Source organism: Mycobacterium sp. 1081908.1 (assembly GCF_001673535.1).
Lineage (GTDB): Bacteria > Actinomycetota > Actinomycetes > Mycobacteriales > Mycobacteriaceae > Mycobacterium.
In genome coordinates, this window is sequence record NZ_LZLY01000121.1 from 90035 (window position 1) to 109886 (window position 19852).

The following is a 19852-nucleotide window of genomic DNA, read 5'->3' on the forward strand; positions in this document are numbered from 1 at the left end:
TTGACCGCAGCCGCGCCGCACAGCGATGTGCTGATCGTCGGCGCCGGCAGCGCTGGATCTGTTGTTGCCGAACGCCTTTCCGTCGACAACGCCCGTACCGTCACGGTCCTCGAAGCCGGCCCCGCGCTGGGCGATCCGGAGTTGCTGGCCCTGACCGCCAACGGGTTGCAGCTGCCGATCGGCGTCGGCAGCCCGCTGGCCCGGCGCTACCTGACCACGCTGACCGATCGGCACGCCCTCAAGCTGCCGATCGTGCGCGGGGCCACGGTCGGCGGTTCGGGCGCGATCAACGGCGGCTACTTCTGTCGCGCGCTGTCGCGTGACTTCGATGCCGCCGGGGTCCCCGGCTGGGCCTGGCCGGACGTGCTCGAGCACTTCCGCGCCATCGAGACGGACCTCGATTTCGACGGGCCCGCCCACGGCAAGGCCGGGCCGATCCCGGTGCGCCGGACGCGCGAAATGACCGGCACCACAGAAACTTTCATCGCCGCGGCGGAACACGCCGGATTCCCGTGGATCGATGATCTGAACGACGCTGGGCCGGAACTGGTTTCGGGACTGGGCGCGGTCCCGCTGAACATCGTCGACGGCGTGCGCACCGGATCCGGGGCCGCGTATCTACTGCCGGCGCTGGGGCGGCCCAACCTGACACTGCTGGAACGGACCCGCGCGGTGCGGCTGCGCTTCTCCGGCGCCGCCGCGGCGGGCGTCGACGTGATCGGACCGCAAGGCCGGGCGATGCTCTCCGCCGATCGAATCGTGCTGTGCGCCGGCGCCATTGAGTCGGCGCACCTGCTGATGCTGTCCGGCATCGGGGACGAGGCCATGCTGCGCGCCGCCGGGGTCCCGGTGGTGGCGCCGCTGCCGGTCGCGACGTCGTGCAGCGACCACCCCGAATGGGTGTTGCCGACGAACTGGGCCGTGGCTCCGGGCCGGCCCGTGGTGGAGGTCGTGCTCAGCACCGCCGACGGGATCGAGATACGGCCGTACACGGGCGGATTCGTGGCGATGACCGGCGACGGGACCGCGGGCCACCCGGACTGGCCGCACATCGGGGTCGCGCTCATGCGGCCGCGGGCGCGCGGGCGCATCACGCTGGTCTCGCCGGACCCCGACGTGCCCCCGCACATCGAACATCGCTACGACAGCGAGCCCGACGACGTCGCCGCGCTGCGCCGGGGCAGCGAGCTGGCCCGCGAATTGGCCGGTGCCGCAACCTCTGTCGGTTCGCCGGTGTGGTCGACGTCGCAGCACCTGTGCGGCACCGCACCGATGGGCGCCGTCGTCGACCCGCAATGCCGGGTCTACGGCATCGAAAACCTTTGGGTGATAGACGGTTCCATCCTGCCGGAGATCACCAGCCGTGGGCCGCACGCGACGATCGTGATGATCGGGCACCGCGCCGCGGAATTCGTCGCGTGAGTGGGCGTTAGGTGGTGAACGCCACCCCATCCTGTCCCGGTGCGCCGAACGGTATGCCAACACCGCAATGGCGTTTTCGCCAGATCGCCGGCGGCTCCGAGCGCGTGCCGGCTAATCAGGCTGGGTAGGGCGAGATCAGGCCGGGAACGGGAGTGGCCGCCGGTTGCTCCTCATGGGAGGCCGCCGCCGGGGAGTAGGCGGGCGTCGCCGGAGAATAATTCGGTGTTGCCGCGGGCGCCGCCGTCAGCGGCGTGGTGACCGGCATCGCCTGGGCCGCCGTCACCGGAGAGAAGGCCGGCGTTTCGATCGGCGCCTCCACCGGCGCCGCCGCCACCGGCGCGCTGACGGGCGCCGGAGCGGCCACCTCCGCCGGCACGGCGGCGGCCGGCGCGCCGGCCGGTGCAAGCGGCGCGGCCACCGGCGCCGCCGCGAGTGGCGTACCCGTCGGCGCCAGCGCAACCGGCGCCGTGGGAGCCGGCGTAACCGCGGCGGCCGGCGTGACCGCCGTCGCCAAGGGGGCTGCCGGTGCTGCGGGCGCCGCACCACCGGAGACGCCGGCCGCGGCCGCCGGCACCCCCGCCGCCGCGGAGCCCACCGAGGCCGCGGTGCCGGCCAGCGGTTGCGCGCTCGACAGCGCCTGGCCGGGAACGTTGGCCGCCACCATGTTCTGGACGGTTTGCAGGGGGGAGGCGTTCGCCGCCTCGGTGAGCGCGTATTGCTCGGCGCCGGCGCTCATCAGCTGGACGAACTGGGTGTGGAAGGCCTGCGCCGCCGCGCTGAGCGCCTGATAGACCTGGGCGTGCGCGTCGAACAGGCTCGAAATGCTGGCCGACACCTCGTCGGCGCCCGCGGGCAACACGCTGGATACCGGGCCCAAAGCGGCGGAGTTTGCATCGCTGATCGCGGATCCGATGTTCGCCAAATCCAATGCGGCGTTGGCCACATATTCTGGCGCTGCGATCACATACGACATTCGGCTCCCCCGGCTGTCTCGACGTCGTCCGCCTCCCCATCACGGACACCGCTTCGCGCAGACTATCGCCCACCCGGGGTCCCCCGAGGCGTTTTCAGCGGATCTTCAGCATGCGTTCGTGGGGCGGGCCACGCCGCAGCGCGACCCGCCCCGAAAAGCGGCGACATTCATGCTGCCCACGTAGATGGCCACGACAAGTGGCGGGCGCGCGGCCGGGTTTGCGCCAGGCGCGAACTCTGCGTCGCAATGTTCGTGGACGGCACGACGTCCCGGTTGCGAATATCACCTCCCTTCAGCGGAACTCGAGCGGCGACCTACGTACTGCCCCACGCCGGGGGCGACCGCTCGCGCGCCTGTTTGCTGAACGAATCGATACCCATCAACACCACACCCACCTCAACCTACGAGATGACCTGCACCTGTCGATATATATTTTCAAATACCACGACGCGCGGACGTTCGCAAGTGTCTGAACCGGCCCGGTGCGCGCCGGCAGAAAAAGCTACGTCGGGCGGGCCTCGATCGCCCACCCGCCGGTCGGCCGGCGCCGTTCTCCGGCAGCGACATTGGGCGTCAACGCACCGCTACTCGATGCCTGCCTTCGCCTTGGTGACGGCCCGGCGCACCAGGCGCAGCTGGCGTCCGTCGCGGCCGGGAGCCCACAGCCCGATCAGGATGGCGGCGACGGCCACGATCACGGCCAGCACCGTCGTCGAGGCATGCATCGCCGTCATGAACGCGGCTTTGCTGACCTCCGCCAGCTGGCCGCCCCGCGGCCCCAACTTTCCGGCCACCTCGACCGCCTTGGCCAGCGAATCGGTCGCGGGGCCGCGCACCGGGGCGGGGAAGTCCGCCAATCTGGGTGCGAGCTCGTTGGAGTAGCGCCCGGCTAGTATCGAGCCGGCCACGGCGATCCCCAGGGCCCCGCCCATCTCGCGCGACGTGTCGTTGACCGCGGACGCGACTCCCTGCTTTTCGTCGGGCACCGCACCCATGATCGCCGAAGTCGTTGGCGCGGTGCAGAATCCGATGCCGGTGCTCAGGATCAGCGTGGGCCACGCCAACTCGGGGAAAGTTGAATGCAGGTCAAGCGTCCGCATGCAGAGGAAGCCCACCGCCATCGTCAGCGTGCCCACGAATAGCACCAGCCGCAGGCCGAACTTCGGCACATACCAAAACGACAGCGCCGAGAAAATGCCCAGCGGGACCATGAACGGGCCGAACGCCACCGCCGTCATCAGGGGGGAGTAGCCCATGATCTGCTGCACGTACTGCATGCCCAGATAGAAGAAACCGAACGTCGCGCCGAACAGGATGACGATCGTCGCCACCCCGGTGGCGAAACTGGGATCGCCGAAGAGCCGCACGTCGAGAAGCGGGTGCCGCGTCCGGAATTCGACCAGTCCGAACAAAGCCGCGATGATCGCCCCGGCGACGAGCCCGCCCCAGACCAGGGGATCGCTCCAGCCGCGATCGGGCGCTTCCAGGATCGCGGCCACCGCGATCGCGACGGCCGCGCCGATCAGGACCGCTCCCAGGGCATCGATCCGCGGCGCGTTGGCCTCGCGCGACGACGCGACGGTGCACGCCAGCGCGAAGATCGCCAGCCCGGCGACGCCCAACGACCAGAAGATCGCGTGCCAGTCCCAAAAGCGAAGCAGTAGGCCGGATCCGAACATGCCCAGCACCCCGCCGGAACCGGCGGTGCCCGCCCAGACCCCGACGGCCTTGATGCGGTCCTCCTTCGGGTAGGCCACCGTCAGCAGCGACAGCGTCGCCGGCATCACGAACGCGGCGCCGACGCCGGCGAGCGCCCGTCCGGCGATGATCTGCGACGGGCTGTGCAACAGCGCCGGCGCGGCTGACCCGGCGGCGAAAATGACCAGACCGATGAGCAACGCGCCGCGCCTGCCGTACCGGTCGCCGATCGCCCCGGCGGGCAGCAACAGGCAGGCCAGCGCCACCGTGTAGCCGTCGACGATCCAGGTCAGCTGCGACTGGGTCGCCGAGGTGGCGACCGCGAGGTCCCCCAGTGCGGTGTTCAGCGCCGTCATCGACGCGACGACCAGCCCGACGCCCATGCAGGCGACGGCCAGGGTCCACGTTCGGGTCCGGGGACTACCCCCGATGCGCGCTACCTCAGTACGCTGATCAGGCCGTACCAGCGTTTCGACCATATATAAAGCGCCTCCTAACGGGGGCGTAGCAGATTTTCGAGACTCTTGGTCTTGTAGGTAAACCGATAGTCTCGGTTCCAAACGGGAGGAAGCTCACAATTACCGGCGGAAGCACCGATCCCCGCCCGGCGCGGTCCAGGGCCCGTTTGCTCGAGGCCGCGGCCGCGCTGCTGCGTGCGGGGGGTCCCAGCGCGGTGACCGTCGATGCGGTCACTCGTAGCGCCAACGTAGCGAGGGCGACCCTGTACCGCCACTTCCCGAGCGGAAATGATTTGCTGGCAGCGGCATTCAACAGCCTGATACCGCCGCCGCCGATGCCGCCGGCCGACGGCTCGCTGCGCGATCGCCTCATCGGGTTGGTGCTGGCCCAGGCCGAGGCCGTGGCGCAGGCGCCGGCCCTCCTGACGGCCATGTCGTGGCTGTCCCTGGGCCGCGACCTGGATGAGTTGCCCGAACCCCATCCCCTCGGCGCTTGCGACAGCGGCGCGATCGGCACGTTGCGCGAGCGCATCGCCCAGCAGTACGCCGCCCCGTTCGACGCGGTTTTCGACAGCCCCGAGGCGGCCGCGGAACTGGGTGAGGTGGGCCGGTCGCGCGCCATCGCGCTACTAATCGGTCCGCTGGTGCTGGGGCGGCTGTCGACCCTGCCCGACTTCGACTATCGCGAGTGTGCACGCGCCGCCGTGGACGGTTTCCTGCATGTGCAGCGGGCACAGCAGAGGGCCGACGCGGCGACCACGGAATCGGCCGGTGCCTGAGTCTCGGCGACGTTTGCCCGGGATTTGGCCAAACCCATGATCTGAGGCATACTGTTCAGGTTGCCTTGCGCCGGGTTCTGCCTGGCCGGGCATACGACCAGCGCCCAACCGGGCGCGTCCGGTCTCATCCTCGGAGCGCGACTAATTTCGCCGCGAATGAGGCTGCGTGAGGGTGACACACCCGACCGCGGGGGCCGGTGGACCACGACAGGTAAACAGCGGCGCAGTATCCGGCGCGACGCTCGACCGGCCCAAGAGTGGGCCGCCGATTGGCGCGCCGGGGGCACCAAGCCCGGGAACCGGGCTTTAAGAGGAGTGAGGGTAGGAGAAAGCGTGGCGGGACAGAAGATCCGCATCAGGCTTAAGGCCTACGACCATGAGGCCATCGACGCGTCGGCGCGCAAGATCGTCGAGACCGTCGTCCGCACGGGTGCCAGCGTCGTAGGTCCGGTGCCGCTGCCGACCGAGAAGAACGTGTATTGCGTCATCCGCTCCCCGCATAAGTACAAGGACTCGCGGGAGCACTTCGAGATGCGCACGCACAAGCGGTTGATTGACATCCTCGATCCGACGCCGAAGACGGTCGACGCGCTGATGCGCATCGACCTTCCGGCCAGTGTCGACGTCAACATCCAGTAGGAGATCCAGAACTCATGGCAAGAAAAGGCATTCTGGGCACCAAGCTGGGCATGACGCAGGTCTTCGACGAAAACAACCGCGTCGTGCCGGTGACGGTGGTCAAGGCCGGCCCCAACGTGGTGACCCGCATCCGCACGCCGGAGCGCGACGGCTACAGCGCCGTTCAGTTGGCGTACGGCGAGATCAGCCCGCGCAAGGTCAACAAGCCGGTGACCGGTCAGTACACGGCGGCGGGCGTCAACCCGCGCCGCTTCCTGGCCGAGCTGCGGCTGGACAACCCCGACGCCGCCGCCGAATACGAGGTCGGCCAGGAGCTGACGGCGGAGATCTTCGCCGACGGCGCCTACGTCGACGTGACCGGCACGTCCAAGGGGAAGGGCTTCGCCGGCACCATGAAGCGGCACGGCTTCCGCGGCCAGGGCGCCAGCCACGGCGCCCAGGCGGTGCACCGCCGGCCGGGTTCCATCGGGGGCTGCGCCACCCCGGCGCGGGTCTTCAAGGGCACCCGGATGGCCGGCCGGATGGGCAACGACCGCGTGACCGTGCAGAACCTGTTGGTGCACAAGGTCGATACCGAGAACGGCGTGCTGTTGATCAAGGGTGCGGTCCCCGGCCGCACCGGCGGGCTCGTGATGGTTCGCAGCGCGATCAAACGAGGTGAGAACTGATGGCTGACGCGAAGTCAGTGAAAATCGACGTGAAGACGCCGGACGGCAAGACCGACGGCTCCATCGAGCTGCCCGCCGAATTGTTCGACGCCCCGGCCAATATCGCGCTGATGCACCAGGTGGTCACCGCGCAACGGGCGGCCGCCCGACAGGGCACGCACTCGACCAAGACGCGCGGCGACGTCAGCGGCGGCGGCCGCAAGCCCTACCGGCAGAAGGGCACCGGACGCGCCCGGCAGGGTTCGACGCGGGCCCCGCAGTTCACCGGCGGTGGCACCGTGCACGGCCCGAAGCCGCGCGACTACAGCCAGCGCACGCCCAAGAAGATGATCGCCGCGGCGTTGCGCGGGGCGCTGTCGGACCGCGCGCGCAACGGACGCATCCACGCGATCACCGAGTTGGTCGCGGGCCAGACCCCTTCCACCAAGAGCGCCAAGGCATTTCTGGGCACGCTGACCGATCGCAAGCAGGTGCTGCTGGTCATCGGCCGCGCCGACGAGACCGGTGCGAAGAGCGTGCGCAACCTGCCGGGCGTGCACATCCTGGCGCCCGACCAGCTGAACACCTACGACGTGCTGCGCTCCGATGACGTGGTGTTCAGCGTCGAGGCGCTCAACGCCTACATCTCCGCCAACACCAGTTCCGCCGAGGAGGTTTCGGCCTGATGGCGACCATCGCTGACCCCCGGGACATCATCCTGGCGCCGGTCATCTCCGAGAAGTCCTACTCACTGTTGGACGACAACGTGTACACGTTTGTGGTGCACCCCGACTCGAACAAGACGCAGATCAAGATCGCCATCGAGAAGATCTTTTCCGTCAAGGTCGCGTCGGTGAACACCGCGAATCGGCAGGGCAAGCGCAAGCGCACCCGGACCGGATACGGCAAGCGCAAGGGCACCAAGCGCGCCATCGTCACCCTGGCCCCGGGCAGCAAGCCGATCGACCTCTTCGGCGCACCGAGCTAGCCGAGCGCGAGAGAAAGACCTGATTAGACATGGCAATTCGTAAGTACAAGCCGACGACCCCGGGTCGCCGCGGCGCCAGCGTGTCCGACTTCGCCGAGATCACCCGTTCGGAGCCGGAGAAGTCTTTGGTCCGCCCGCTGCACGGTCACGGTGGACGCAACGCGCACGGCCGGATCACCACCCGCCACAAGGGTGGCGGCCACAAGCGCGCCTACCGGGTGATCGACTTCCGTCGCAACGACAAGGACGGCGTCAACGCGAAGGTCGCGCACATCGAGTACGACCCGAACCGCACCGCCAACATCGCGCTGCTGCACTTCCTGGACGGCGAGAAGCGCTACATCATTGCCCCGCTTGGGCTCTCGCAGGGCGACGTGGTGGAGTCGGGCGCCAACGCCGACATCAAGCCGGGCAACAACCTGCCGCTGCGCAACATCCCCGCCGGTACCTTGGTGCACGCCGTGGAGCTGCGCCCGGGTGGCGGCGCCAAGCTCGCGCGCTCGGCCGGGTCGAGCATCCAGCTGCTCGGCAAGGAGGGCAGCTACGCGTCGCTGCGGATGCCCAGCGGCGAGATCCGCCGCGTCGACGTGCGCTGCCGCGCCACGGTCGGCGAGGTGGGCAACGCCGAGCAGGCGAACATCAACTGGGGCAAGGCCGGCCGCATGCGGTGGAAGGGCAAGCGCCCGTCCGTCCGTGGCGTCGTGATGAACCCGGTGGACCACCCGCACGGCGGTGGTGAGGGTAAGACCTCCGGTGGCCGCCACCCGGTCAGCCCGTGGGGCAAGCCGGAGGGCCGCACCCGTCACCCGAACAAGCAGAGCAACAAGCTCATCGTCCGACGCCGGCGCACCGGCAAGAAGCATTCGCGGTAGGAGTAGCGAGCCATGCCACGCAGCCTGAAAAAGGGTCCGTTCGTCGACGACCACCTGCTCAAGAAGGTGGACGTGCAGAACGAGAAGAACAGCAAGCAGGTCATCAAGACCTGGTCTCGTCGTTCGACGATCATTCCGGACTTCATCGGCCACACGTTCGCCGTGCACGACGGGCGCAAGCACGTCCCGGTGTTCGTCACCGAGGCGATGGTGGGCCACAAGCTGGGCGAGTTCGCCCCGACGCGCACCTTCAAGGGGCACATCAAGGATGATCGGAAGGCCAAGCGGCGATGACCACAACTGAGTTTCCGTCGGCGGTCGCCAAAGCACGGTTCGTGCGGGTGTCGCCGAGAAAGGCGCGCCGGGTGATCGACCTGGTGCGTGGCCGGTCGGTGGAGGACGCGCTCGACATCCTGCGCTGGGCGCCGCAGGCCGCCAGCGAGCCGGTGGCCAAAGTGATCGCCAGTGCCGCGGCCAACGCGCAGAACAACAACGGGCTGGACCCGGCGACGCTGGTGGTCGCCACCGTGTACGCCGACGAGGGACCGACCGCCAAGCGCATCCGCCCGCGCGCCCAGGGCCGCGCGTTCCGGATTCGCCGGCGCACCAGCCACATCACCGTGGTGGTGGAAAGCCGGCCGGCCAAGGACGAGCGGTCGGCGAAGTCCACGCGGGCCCGTCGCGCCGAGGCCAGCAAGGCGGCGGCGAAGGCGCCGGCCAAGAAGGCGCCGGCCAAGAAGGCTCCCGCGAAGAAGGCGCCGGCCGCCAAGAAGGCCCCGGCAAAAAAGGCCCCGGCCAAGGCTTCTGAGGCTTCTGAAGCGAAGGGAGGCTCAGACTAGTGGGCCAGAAGATCAATCCGCACGGCTTCCGGCTCGGCATCACCACGGACTGGAAGTCCCGCTGGTACGCCGACAAGCAGTACGCCGACTACGTCAAGGAAGACGTGGCGATCCGGCGGCTGCTGTCCACCGGCCTGGAGCGCGCCGGCATCGCCGACGTGGAGATCGAGCGCACCCGCGACCGCGTCCGGGTCGACATCCACACCGCGCGTCCCGGCATCGTCATCGGTCGCCGCGGCACCGAGGCCGACCGGATCCGGGCCGACCTGGAGAAGCTGACCGGCAAGCAGGTCCAGCTCAACATCCTCGAGGTCAAAAACCCCGAATCGCAAGCACAATTGGTGGCGCAGGGCGTCGCGGAGCAGTTGAGCAACCGCGTGGCGTTCCGCCGCGCCATGCGCAAGGCCATTCAGTCGGCGATGCGGCAGCCCAACGTCAAGGGCATCCGGGTGCAGTGCTCCGGCCGCCTCGGCGGCGCGGAGATGAGCCGCTCGGAGTTCTACCGCGAGGGCCGGGTGCCGCTGCACACCCTGCGCGCCGACATCGACTACGGCCTGTACGAGGCCAAGACCACCTTCGGCCGCATCGGCGTGAAGGTGTGGATCTACAAGGGCGACATCGTCGGCGGCAAGCGCGAATTGACCGCCGCCGCCCCGGCGGGCGCCGACCGTCCGCGTCGCGAGCGGCCGTCGGGCACGCGTCCGCGGCGCAGTGGCGCGTCGGGCACCACGGCGACCAGCACCGAGGCCGGCCGGGCCGCGGGTGCGGAGGAGCAAGCCACGGCGCCCCCGGCCGAGGCGGCGCCGGCCCCCGAACCGCAGAGTACGGAGAGCTGAATCATGTTGATTCCCCGCAAGGTTAAGCACCGCAAGCAGCACCACCCGCGCCAGCGTGGCATCGCCAGCGGCGGCACCCAGGTGAACTTCGGTGACTACGGCATCCAGGCGCTCGAGCACGCCTATGTGACCAACCGGCAGATCGAGTCGGCCCGTATCGCGATCAACCGGCACATCAAGCGTGGCGGCAAGGTGTGGATCAACGTCTTCCCCGACCGCCCGCTGACCAAGAAGCCCGCCGAAACCCGGATGGGTTCGGGTAAGGGCTCCCCGGAGTGGTGGGTCGTCAACGTCAAGCCGGGCCGGGTGCTGTTCGAGCTCAGCTACCCCAACGAGCAGACCGCCCGGGCGGCGCTCACCCGCGCAATCCACAAGCTGCCGATCAAGGCACGCATCGTGACCCGAGAGGATCAGTTCTGATGGCACTGGGCATTTCGCCGGGCGAACTGCGCGAGCTCACCGAAGAGGAGCTCACCGAGCGCCTGCGCGAATCCAAGGAGGAGCTGTTCAACCTGCGCTTCCAGATGGCGACCGGACAGCTCAACAACAACCGCCGGCTCCGCACGGTGCGTCACGAGATCGCGCGCGTCTACACCGTGCTGCGCGAACGAGAACTGGGCCTCGCTAGCGGACCCGACGGAACCGACGGAACTAAGGATTCGTGATGGCAGAAGCTAACAGGGCGCCTGCAAAGGCCGCCGCCAAGAAGGCCGCTCCCAAGGACGCCGCGTCGAAAGACAAGGGCCCCAAGCACACTCCGGCCAACCCCAAGACCCGCGGGCGGCGCAAGGTGCGCATCGGCTATGTCGTCAGCGACAAGATGCAGAAGACCATCGTGGTCGAGCTGGAAGACCGCATGCGCCACCCGTTGTACGGCAAGATCATCCGGACCACCAAGAAGGTCAAGGCGCACGACGAGAACAGCACCGCCGGCATCGGCGACCGCGTCTCGTTGATGGAGACGCGCCCGACGTCGGCCACCAAGCGCTGGCGGCTCGTCGAGATCCTCGAGAAGGCCAAGTAGGCCGAGCGGGTCTTAACCCGCGGCCCTGACGGCGATGCCGTCGAGGAGCTGTCCCAAACCGGACCGGAACTCGGCGCGGTGGTCGTCGTCCTCGTCGTCGAAGGCGCCCGCATCGAGCGCGGCCGACAACGCGGGGAATCGGTCTGCGTCGATCACCCGGCGCAGCAGGGCGGGGTAGTCGGGACCGTCGACGGGCGCGGCCTCGATGGCCAGCGCCGCGGCGCCGCGGACGAAATGCAGCACCGCCATGACCGCGGCCAGCTTGTCGCGTTCGGCCAACTTGGTGTCACCGAGCGTCGCGAGCCCGGCGTCCAGCCACGCCAACTGGCCCGGATCGGCCGGAGGCCCGGCCGAGGTCGCCTGCAGCACCCACGGATGCCGATGGTACACGTCCCATATCGCCATGGCCCAATCGGCAAGAGCGCCACGCCAATCCGCCGGGTCCGACGGCGCGGGGGGCGGCCCCGGCGCCGCCGACAGCATGAACGTGACGAGTTCATCCTTGTTGGCCACGTGGCGGTACAGCGACATCGTGCCGCAGCCCAGCCGCTCGGCCAGCCGGGCCATCGACAGGGCGCCCAGGCCGTCGGCGTCGGCCAGCTCCACGGCCGCGGCGACGATGCGCTCCCGGCTCAGTCCCCGGGGCCGACGGTCGCGGGTGGGCTCGCGCCAGAGCACCTCTAGGGCGCGGGGCAGATCCTCGTCAGACATCACCGCCAGCGTAATCGAGATGGACCGCCCTGTGCGTATGGCGTACGCTATGCGTATGGCATACGCGAAACGCAGTACAGGCCTGGCCGTGGTCGTCGTCGCCTTCCTCGCCTACTCGCTGCCGCCGTACTTCACCGGGGGGACGCGCGTGCCGTCCACGTTCGCGCTGCACTACCCGCTGCTCGTGGGTCATGTGATGTTCGGCGGCGTCGCGATGGCGGCCGCCGTGCTGCAGATCTGGCCCGGGCTGCGGACCCGCCGGCCCGCGCTGCACCGGCGCGTGGGGCGGATCTATGTCGTGACCGCCGTGGCGGCCGGCGTGTGCGCGCTGGCCATCGGGGCGGCGACGCCGTTCGGCCCACTCTTGGCGGTCAGCAACGTCTTCCTGGCGTCGCTGTGGTTGTGGCTAACGATCAACGGCTACCTCGCGGCGCGGCAGCGCAGGTACGCCGACCACCGTCGCCACATGGTCGGCAGCGCGACGCTTGCGCTGTCGGTGATCACCAACCGGATCTGGACCCCGATCCTGTTCATCACGCTGCAGCCGTTGCGCGACAGCGCCTTTAGTGGCAACGCGGAGCATTACCTATGGCTCGTGGCCGGTCTGGGCGCGTGGCTGGGGTGGACGATTCCGTTTGTGAGTGTGCAGTGGTGGCTGCGTCGCGAATCGGTAACGCCGCCGATTCCTCAGCCAACGGACACATCGCGGGTGTAGTCTCCGGGCGACCTTCAATCGAGCGTTATCCACCCGGGGCGAGGCTGGCATGACAACGGAATTCAACGGCAGGATCGAGCTGGATATCCGCGATTCGGAGCCGGATTGGGGTCCGTACGCGGCGCCGACGGCGCCGGAGAACTCGCCGAACATTCTTTATCTGGTGTGGGATGACACCGGGATCGCGACGTGGGACTGCTTTGGCGGGCTGGTCGAGATGCCGGCGATGTCGCGCATCGCCGAGCGCGGGGTGCGGTTGTCGCAGTTTCACACCACCGCGCTGTGTTCGCCGACGCGCGCGTCGCTGTTGACCGGGCGCAACGCGACCACGGTGGGCATGGCCACCATCGAGGAGTTCACCGACGGGTTTCCCAACTGCAACGGACGGATACCCGCGGACACCGCCTTGCTGTCCGAGGTGCTCGCCGAGCGGGGCTACAACACCTACTGCGTGGGCAAGTGGCACCTGACGCCGCTGGAAGAGTCGAATCTGGCGTCGACCAAACGGCATTGGCCGCTATCGCGCGGCTTCGAACGCTTCTACGGGTTCATGGGCGGCGAGACCGACCAGTGGTACCCCGATCTGGTGTACGACAACCACCCGGTGAACCCACCCGGCACACCCGAGGATGGCTACCACCTGTCGAAGGACCTCGCGGACAAGACGATCGAATTCATCCGCGACGCGAAGGTGATCGCGCCCGACAAGCCGTGGTTCAGCTACGTGTGCCCCGGCGCGGGCCACGCTCCGCATCACGTGTTCAAGGAGTGGGCGGACAAGTACGCCGGCAAGTTCGACATGGGCTACGAAAAGTATCGCGAGATCGCGCTGGAAAAGCAGAAGGCGATGGGCATCGTCCCGCCGGACACCGAACTGTCGCCCATCAACCCCTACCTGGATGTGAAGGGGCCCAACGGCGAGGCCTGGCCGCTGCAGGACACGGTGCGGCCGTGGGACTCGCTGAACGACGAGGAGAAGAAGCTGTTCAGCAGGATGGCCGAGGTATTCGCTGGCTTCCTGAGCTACACCGACGCCCAGATCGGCCGAATCCTGGACTACCTCGAGGAGTCGGGCCAGTTGGACGACACCATCATCGTGGTGATCTCCGATAACGGCGCCAGCGGTGAGGGCGGCCCGAACGGGTCGGTGAACGAGGGCAAGTTCTTCAACGGCTACATCGACACCGTCGAGGAGAGCATGAAGCTCTTCGAGCACCTGGGCGGGCCGGAGACCTACAACCACTACCCGATCGGCTGGGCGATGGCGTTCAACACGCCGTACAAGCTGTTCAAGCGCTACGCCTCGCACGAGGGCGGCATCGCCGACACCGCAATCGTCTCCTGGCCCAACGGCATTGCGGCGCACGGCGAGGTGCGCGACAACTACGTCAACGTCTGCGACATCACCCCGACCGTCTACGACCTGCTCGGCATGACGCCGCCCGAGACGGTCAAGGGCATCACGCAGAAACCCCTGGACGGCGTGAGTTTCAAAGCGGCCCTGGATGATCCGAGCGCCGACACCGGCAAACAGACCCAGTTCTACACCATGCTGGGCACCCGCGGGATCTGGCACCAAGGCTGGTTCGCCAACACCGTCCACGCCGCCACACCGGCGGGCTGGTCGCACTTCGACGCCGATCGCTGGGAGCTGTTCCACATCGAAAAGGACCGCAGCCAATGCCACGACCTGGCCGGCGAACAACCCGAGAAGCTCGACGAGCTCAAGGCGCTGTGGTATTCCGAGGCCGCCAAGTACAACGGCCTGCCCCTGGCCGACCTGAACATCTTCGAGACGCTGGGGCGCTCGCGGCCCTACCTGGTCGGCGAACTGCCCAGTTACACCTACTATCCCAACTGCGCCGACGTCGGCATCGGCGCCGCCGCCGAGCTCCGCGGGCGCTCGTTCGCGGTGCTGGCCGACGTGACGGTGGACACCACCGGCGCCGAGGGCGTGCTGTTCAAGCAGGGCGGCGCCCACGGCGGGCACGTGCTGTTCATTCAGGACGGCCGGCTGCACTACGTCTACAACTTCCTCGGCGAACGCCAGCAGCTGGTCTCGTCGTCGACGGCGGTGCCGCTGGGCCGGCACCTGTTCGGCGTGCGCTACGAGGGGAAGGGAACGGTGGAGAACAGCCACACCCCCCTGGGCGACCTCACGCTCTTCGTCGACGACGAGGTCGTCGGCACCCTGGCGGGCGTGTGGACGCACCCCGGGACATTCGGGCTGGCCGGCGCGGGGATCACCGTCGGCCGCAACGGCGGCTCGGGGGTGTCCAGCCGCTACAAGGCGCCGTTCACGTTCACCGGCGGCACCATCGCCGAGGTCACCATCGACTTGTCGGGGAGACCGTACGAGGACGTGGAAAGGGAACTGGCGCTTGCGTTTTCGCGGGACTGAGCTGGCCGTCGGCCTGTTCTGTCCGACAACGGGTGTCGCGGTCGGTTGCGAGAAGACCATCGGCGGCACCGCCATGCGGGCGAGTGCATCGAGACCGTCCGACCCGGCCGAGCCGGTGCCCGGCGTCCAGGTCACGGTGCCCGCCGCCGCCCACCAGCGGGACCATGGTCAGTGCCTGAGTGCCGGATCCGGTGGCGCCGGTGATCGTCCTGCCGCCGCCGGACGGCTGGAACTCGGCCCCCGGCGCCGGCGACGTCGGTTTCGACGCGGCGAAATCCACGCTGATGCGGCAATTTGCGGTCGTCATCCCCTGAAAAGGAGCGGTTTCAGGGCACGCGGCCGGTAGCATCTGGCCCCGTGATGCCCCAATGACCACCGAAGCACCCCAGCCGCCGGCGCCACCCCAGGCGCGAGGACCGCGCCTCGCGATCGCGTTCGGGATCATCGTCTTTCTCATCGTCATCTACGTGCTGTCGCTGATCGCCGTGCACCTGCTGGCGAAATCGGCGCCCCCGCTGCCCGCGGTGGACCTGAGCAAGGTCGAGGCCGAGGACAGCGTCGTGCAGGTCCGCCTCGAGAAACTGGATACCGTCGCCAACCGCTTGACGGTGAATGTCCTTGTCTACCCGAAGGATTCGCTGTACGACAAGAACTTCGGGGTGCTCACCACCGACGCGGCCGTGCGCCTGTACCCGGAGAACGACCTCGGCGACCTGCAGTACCCGGTCGGCAAGGCGCCGGCGCAGGTCAGCACCACCATTGAGGCGCACGGCGATCCCGGTAACTGGCCGTTCGACACCTACAAGACCGAGGTCATCGCGGCCGACGTGTTCACCGGCTCCGGTCAGAACCGCGAAAAGTCACCCGCGCGCGTCGAGGCGTCCGGCAAGCTGGACGGCTGGGACGCCACCGTCACCCGCGTGCACGACCCCGCCGACGCCAGCCCGGACGTCCAGGACGACGTGATCATCACCCTCAAGCGCGCCAAGGGCCCGCTCATCTTCGACATCGGAATCTGCCTCGTCCTCATCGCCCTGCCCGTGTTGGCGTTGTGGGTGGCCATTCCGGTGGCGCTGGGCAAGACCTCGTTCCTACCGCCGATGGTGACGTGGTACGGCGCGATGCTGTTCGCCATCGTCCCGCTGCGCAATATCCTGCCGGGCAGCCCGCCGTACGGTTCGTGGATCGACCAGGCCGTCGTGCTCTGGGTGCTGATCGGACTGGTCACCGCGATGGCCCTGTTCCTCTCCGGCTGGTGGCAGCAACGCGATCGAAGATCGCCGAAGAAGGGCTGAACGCCTACTCCGCGACCGCCGACCCCGCCGAGCTGATCGCGTCGACGGCGCTGGAGACCCGCGATTGGAAGTCGGGTGGCAGCGGGATGTAGCCGTTGCGGGCCAGCTCCACCTGGCCCGGGCCGATCGCCGCCTGCAGGAACGCCTTGACCGCCCTGGCATCGTCCGCGTTGGGGTACTTCGAGCAGACGATCTCGTAGGTGGCCAGGACGATCGGGTAGACGTCGGGTTGGGCGGGGTTGTAGAACGACGAGATGTCGAGCACCAGATTGTTGCCGGCGCCCGTGATTTTGGCGCCCAAGATCGTCTTGCCGACCGTGTCGGTGCCGATCCGCACCGGGCGCAGGGACCTGCGGCTCGCGGGGGTCTTGATCTCGGCGGCGAAGAGGCCTTGCTGGAGCGCGAATGACAACTCGTTGTAGCTGATCGCGCCCTCGGTGTTTTTCACAAGCTCCGAGGTGCCCTTGTTGCCGGCGGCGCCGACGCCGACCCCGCCCTTGAATGTCTTGCCGGTGCCCTGTTTCCACGCTCCGCCGGACGCGGACTGCAGGTAGGACTGGAAGTTGTCGGTGGTGCCGGAGGCGTCGCTGCGGTAGATGACGCGGATGTCCTCCGCCGGCATGGAAGTGTTGAACGCGGTAAGGGCCGGGTCGTCCCAGCGCGTGATGGTGCCGTTGAAGATCTTCGCCAGAGTGGGCGCGTCCAGCACCAGGGAGTCGACGGCGCCGAGGTTGTAGGTGATGGCCAGCGGGCCGAACACCACGGGCAGGTTCCAGGCGTCCGCGCCGCCGCAGCGCTGTTTGGCGGCGGCGTATTGATCGTCGGCGAGCGGTGTGTCAGATCCGCCGAAATCGGTCTTGCCCGAAAGGAATTCGCTGATCCCGGCGCCCGACCCGTTGGCGGTGTAGTTGAGGTTCTGCCCCGGGCAGGCCCGGTGGTACGCCTCGACGAACTTCGTCATCGCATTCTGCTGCGCGGTCGAGCCGCTCGCGACCAGGGTCTGTTTGCCACCGCAGTCGACCTTGGCGCCCGCGGCGTACGCCAGGGTGGCGTGGGAGTTGGTGCAAGCCGAGCTCACCATCGCGGCCGTGGCCAGCAAGCTGATGGCGGCGGCTGATCGCTTGCGTTTCACGGTCATTGCCTCCAGACGGGGGATACACCTCAGACTTCTACAGCCACCGAATTAACAGGCAAACCAACAACGGATGAACGGGTCATCAATGAGGCCGGCGGCCGGTTTCGCTGGGTAGCGCACAACCTTTCCGCGGGTTGACGGAAACTACCTGATTGATGAAGTAAATTTCGATTCGCCGCACGGGCGCGACCGGTTCGCTACGATCAATCCGCGCATGGCCCGCCGAGTTGCCGCAATCCAACGGAGGTGTCGACCGATGACCCATCAAGCCCCACCGGCTCCGCCCCCTTCGACTCCTCCCACACCACCGGAGCAACCGGCCGCGACGCCCCCCGAGGCGCAACCCACCAAAGGCAGACGGCGCACGCTGTTGGTGATCGGCATCCTCGTCGCTTTCCTAATCGTCTACGGCCTGTCGCTGTTCGGGGTCCATTTGCTGGCCAAATCGGCGGCACCGATCAAGCCGCCGGACTTGAACGCGACCAACGACACGGTCGTGCTGGTGCGTCTGGAAAAACTGGAAACCGTCGCGAACCGCCTCACGGTGAAGGTGCTCGTGATTCCCGAAGATTCCATGTTCGACAAACGCCTCGATGTGCTGAAGACCGACACCGCGGTGCGGATGGACCCCGCGAACGACCTGGGCGACCTGCAATACCCGGCGGGGAAGTCGCCGGCGCAGGTCGCCACCACGATCGAGGCCCACGGCGATCCCAACAACTGGCCGTTCGACTCCTACAGCACCGACACCCTGTCGGCGGAGGTGCTCGTCGGGCAGGGTGACGCCCGCCAGTACATCCCGGCGCGGGTGGAAGTGACCGGGGCGTTGGACGGTTGGGACGTCAGCGTCCAGCGGGTGGGTGAAGCAAGCCAGGAGGCCGATCGCCCCGACAACGTGATCATCACGCTGCACCGGGCCAAGGGGCCGCTGATCTTCGACTTGGGCATCTGCCTGGTGCTGTTCGCCCTGCCCACCCTGGCGTTTGCCGTGGCCATCCAAATCGCATTGGGCAGACGGAAATTCGTGCCACCCTTCGTGACGTGGTTCGCCGCCATGCTGTTCGCCGTGATCCCGATACGCAATTTCCTTCCGGGGTCGCCGCCGCCGGGTGCCTGGATCGACCAGGTGCTGGTGATCTGGGTGCTGATGGCGCTCGTCGCCGCGATGGCCCTGTACATGCTCACCTGGTACCGACAATCGGACTGACGCCCCGTCCTACCCTGAAGGGGTGCTTACCGAGCTTGTCGACCTGCCGGGCGGATCGTTCCGCATGGGCTCGACGAGCTTCTATCCCGAAGAGGCGCCGATCCACACCGTGACGGTGGGGCCGTTCGCGGTGGAGCGGCACCCGGTGACCAACGCGCAGTTCGCCGAGTTCGTTTCAGCCACAGGCCATGTCACGGTGGCCGAGCAACCGATCGACCCGGCGCTCTACCCCGGGGCGGATCCGGCGGACCTGGTTCCGGGCGCCATGGTCTTCCGGCCGACGCCGGGGCCGGTCGACCTGCGTGACTGGCGCCAGTGGTGGGCCTGGGTGCCGGGCGCCAACTGGCGAAATCCATTCGGTCCGGACAGCGATCTGACGGACCGGGCGGACCATCCGGTGGTGCAGGTGGCGTATCCCGACGCCGCGGCGTACGCGCGTTGGGCCGGCCGGCGGCTGCCCACCGAGGCCGAATGGGAGTACGCGGCCCGCGGCGGCAGTTCGTGGACCTACTCCTGGGGCGAGGAAGCGAACCCCGATGGCCGGCTGATGGCCAACACGTGGCAGGGCAGTTTCCCGTACCGCAATGACGGCGCCCTGGGCTGGGTGGGCACCTCCCCGGTGGGGACGTTCCCGCCCAACGGATTTGGGCTGCTCGACATGATCGGCAACGTGTGGGAGTGGACCGCCACCGAGTTTTCCGCGCACCACCGGCTCGATCAGCCGCCGAAGGCCTGTTGCGCACCGTCGGGTCCCGCGGACCCGAGCGTCAGCCAGGCGTTGAAGGGCGGATCGCATTTGTGCGCGCCGGAATACTGCCACCGCTACCGGCCGGCCGCGCGGTCGCCGCAGTCGCAGGACACCGCGACGACCCACATCGGGTTTCGCTGCGTGGCGGATCCGGCGTCAGCATAGGCTGTCTCGCGCCGGCCGGGCAGCAAACCGGGCGCTGCTCTGCGTCGCACCTCAAGCGGGAAAAGCGACCGGCGGGTTACCGCCGGATGGACGGTAAGTGACGGACCTTCCGTCGTCGCGCACGCTCGCCTCGAATTCGCTAGCATCGCCACGTGTCGGCCGTCGACGAGCCAGATGTCACCAGCACAGTGGCAGTGACCACCGAGCCCTCGACGACACAGGCCCCGCCACCGTCACCTTCACGCCGACGCCGACGACGACGGCGCCGCCGAGCACCACCACGCCGCCGCCCGTCACCAC

23 protein-coding genes are annotated in these 19852 nt (G+C 68.3%); 19 read left to right on the top strand and 4 right to left on the bottom strand.

The features are described 5' to 3' along the window. The gene (gene mftG, locus A5655_RS19845; RefSeq protein WP_067012915.1) at positions 1-1422 is read left to right on the top strand and encodes a mycofactocin system GMC family oxidoreductase MftG; all 1422 of its coding nucleotides are present in this window, start codon (positions 1-3) and stop codon (positions 1420-1422) included. 115 nt (positions 1423-1537) lie between these two features. Here mftG and A5655_RS19850 read toward each other — a convergent pair whose 3' ends face one another. After that, positions 1538-2395, bottom strand: a complete 858-nt coding sequence (locus A5655_RS19850; protein ID WP_067012917.1) for a PE family protein — start codon at positions 2393-2395, stop codon at positions 1538-1540. A 584-nt stretch (positions 2396-2979) separates the two neighbouring features. Continuing rightward, the gene (locus tag A5655_RS19855) at positions 2980-4476 is read right to left on the bottom strand and encodes an MFS transporter (protein WP_231999208.1); all 1497 of its coding nucleotides are present in this window, start codon (positions 4474-4476) and stop codon (positions 2980-2982) included. Positions 4477-4718: 242 nt separating this feature from the next. Here A5655_RS19855 and A5655_RS19860 point away from each other — a divergent pair, with 242 nt between their 5' ends. The 12 genes from A5655_RS19860 to rpsQ all read left to right on the top strand — a co-directional run bounded on the left by A5655_RS19860 (position 4719) and on the right by rpsQ (position 11175). Then, positions 4719-5330 carry a TetR/AcrR family transcriptional regulator gene (locus A5655_RS19860; protein ID WP_255362015.1) on the top strand — a complete coding sequence of 204 codons (612 nt, stop codon included), beginning with the start codon at positions 4719-4721 and terminating at the stop codon, positions 5328-5330. 333 nt (positions 5331-5663) lie between these two features. Then, the gene (rpsJ, locus tag A5655_RS19865) at positions 5664-5969 is read left to right on the top strand and encodes a 30S ribosomal protein S10 (protein ID WP_003873519.1); all 306 of its coding nucleotides are present in this window, start codon (positions 5664-5666) and stop codon (positions 5967-5969) included. 14 nt (positions 5970-5983) lie between these two features. After that, positions 5984-6637 (top strand): 50S ribosomal protein L3, encoded by a 654-nt coding sequence (gene rplC, locus A5655_RS19870; RefSeq protein WP_067012928.1) that lies wholly within the window; start codon positions 5984-5986, stop codon positions 6635-6637. Further along, on the top strand, positions 6637-7302 hold the full coding sequence (rplD, locus tag A5655_RS19875) for a 50S ribosomal protein L4 (RefSeq protein WP_067012929.1): 666 nt from the start codon (positions 6637-6639) through the stop codon (positions 7300-7302). Before rplC ends, rplD begins: the two co-directional genes overlap by 1 nt. Continuing rightward, positions 7302-7604 carry a 50S ribosomal protein L23 gene (rplW, locus tag A5655_RS19880; protein ID WP_067012931.1) on the top strand — a complete coding sequence of 101 codons (303 nt, stop codon included), beginning with the start codon at positions 7302-7304 and terminating at the stop codon, positions 7602-7604. The genes rplD and rplW overlap by 1 nt, the downstream gene beginning before the upstream one ends. 29 nt (positions 7605-7633) lie before the next feature. Further along, complete coding sequence (rplB, locus tag A5655_RS19885) at positions 7634-8476, top strand: 50S ribosomal protein L2 (RefSeq protein ID WP_066934867.1); 843 nt, start codon at positions 7634-7636, stop codon at positions 8474-8476. Positions 8477-8488: 12 nt separating this feature from the next. Then, positions 8489-8770, top strand: a complete 282-nt coding sequence (gene rpsS / locus A5655_RS19890) for a 30S ribosomal protein S19 (RefSeq protein ID WP_025738376.1) — start codon at positions 8489-8491, stop codon at positions 8768-8770. Then, the gene (gene rplV, locus A5655_RS19895; protein ID WP_067012933.1) at positions 8767-9315 is read left to right on the top strand and encodes a 50S ribosomal protein L22; all 549 of its coding nucleotides are present in this window, start codon (positions 8767-8769) and stop codon (positions 9313-9315) included. Before rpsS ends, rplV begins: the two co-directional genes overlap by 4 nt. Further along, the gene (gene rpsC / locus A5655_RS19900) at positions 9315-10151 is read left to right on the top strand and encodes a 30S ribosomal protein S3 (protein ID WP_067012935.1); all 837 of its coding nucleotides are present in this window, start codon (positions 9315-9317) and stop codon (positions 10149-10151) included. Before rplV ends, rpsC begins: the two co-directional genes overlap by 1 nt. Positions 10152-10154: 3 nt before the next feature. Further along, a complete protein-coding gene (gene rplP, locus A5655_RS19905) occupies positions 10155-10571 on the top strand; it encodes a 50S ribosomal protein L16 (RefSeq protein WP_067012938.1) in 417 nt (138 codons plus the stop codon). Next, positions 10571-10816: a 50S ribosomal protein L29 gene (rpmC, locus tag A5655_RS19910; protein ID WP_067012940.1), complete on the top strand. Its 246-nt coding sequence runs from the start codon at positions 10571-10573 to the stop codon at positions 10814-10816. The genes rplP and rpmC overlap by 1 nt, the downstream gene beginning before the upstream one ends. Continuing rightward, positions 10816-11175 (top strand): 30S ribosomal protein S17, encoded by a 360-nt coding sequence (rpsQ, locus tag A5655_RS19915; protein WP_067012942.1) that lies wholly within the window; start codon positions 10816-10818, stop codon positions 11173-11175. Before rpmC ends, rpsQ begins: the two co-directional genes overlap by 1 nt. 12 nt (positions 11176-11187) lie before the next feature. On the opposite strand, the gene A5655_RS19920 is transcribed toward rpsQ, so the two are convergent. Next, a complete protein-coding gene (locus tag A5655_RS19920) occupies positions 11188-11886 on the bottom strand; it encodes a TetR/AcrR family transcriptional regulator (RefSeq protein ID WP_067012944.1) in 699 nt (232 codons plus the stop codon). 49 nt (positions 11887-11935) lie between these two features. Between A5655_RS19920 and A5655_RS19925 the strand changes: the two genes are divergently transcribed. From A5655_RS19925 to A5655_RS19935, 4 genes are all read left to right on the top strand, one after another. After that, the gene (locus A5655_RS19925) at positions 11936-12601 is read left to right on the top strand and encodes a DUF2306 domain-containing protein (RefSeq protein ID WP_067012946.1); all 666 of its coding nucleotides are present in this window, start codon (positions 11936-11938) and stop codon (positions 12599-12601) included. Between the two features lie 49 nt (positions 12602-12650). Next, positions 12651-15002 (top strand): arylsulfatase, encoded by a 2352-nt coding sequence (locus A5655_RS19930; protein ID WP_067012948.1) that lies wholly within the window; start codon positions 12651-12653, stop codon positions 15000-15002. A 179-nt stretch (positions 15003-15181) separates the two neighbouring features. Beyond that, positions 15182-15316 (top strand): hypothetical protein, encoded by a 135-nt coding sequence (locus A5655_RS29150; RefSeq protein WP_255362016.1) that lies wholly within the window; start codon positions 15182-15184, stop codon positions 15314-15316. 54 nt (positions 15317-15370) lie between these two features. Beyond that, positions 15371-16297: a DUF4436 domain-containing protein gene (locus tag A5655_RS19935; protein WP_067012950.1), complete on the top strand. Its 927-nt coding sequence runs from the start codon at positions 15371-15373 to the stop codon at positions 16295-16297. 4 nt (positions 16298-16301) lie between these two features. Here the strand turns inward: A5655_RS19935 and pstS are convergent, their stop codons facing one another. Continuing rightward, a complete protein-coding gene (gene pstS, locus A5655_RS19940) occupies positions 16302-17429 on the bottom strand; it encodes a phosphate ABC transporter substrate-binding protein PstS (protein WP_067012967.1) in 1128 nt (375 codons plus the stop codon). Positions 17430-17688: 259 nt separating this feature from the next. Here pstS and A5655_RS19945 point away from each other — a divergent pair, with 259 nt between their 5' ends. Then, positions 17689-18639, top strand: a complete 951-nt coding sequence (locus A5655_RS19945; protein WP_067012952.1) for a DUF4436 domain-containing protein — start codon at positions 17689-17691, stop codon at positions 18637-18639. A 22-nt stretch (positions 18640-18661) separates the two neighbouring features. Further along, the gene (locus tag A5655_RS19950; protein ID WP_067012954.1) at positions 18662-19552 is read left to right on the top strand and encodes a formylglycine-generating enzyme family protein; all 891 of its coding nucleotides are present in this window, start codon (positions 18662-18664) and stop codon (positions 19550-19552) included. Positions 19553-19852 lie beyond the last annotated feature (300 nt).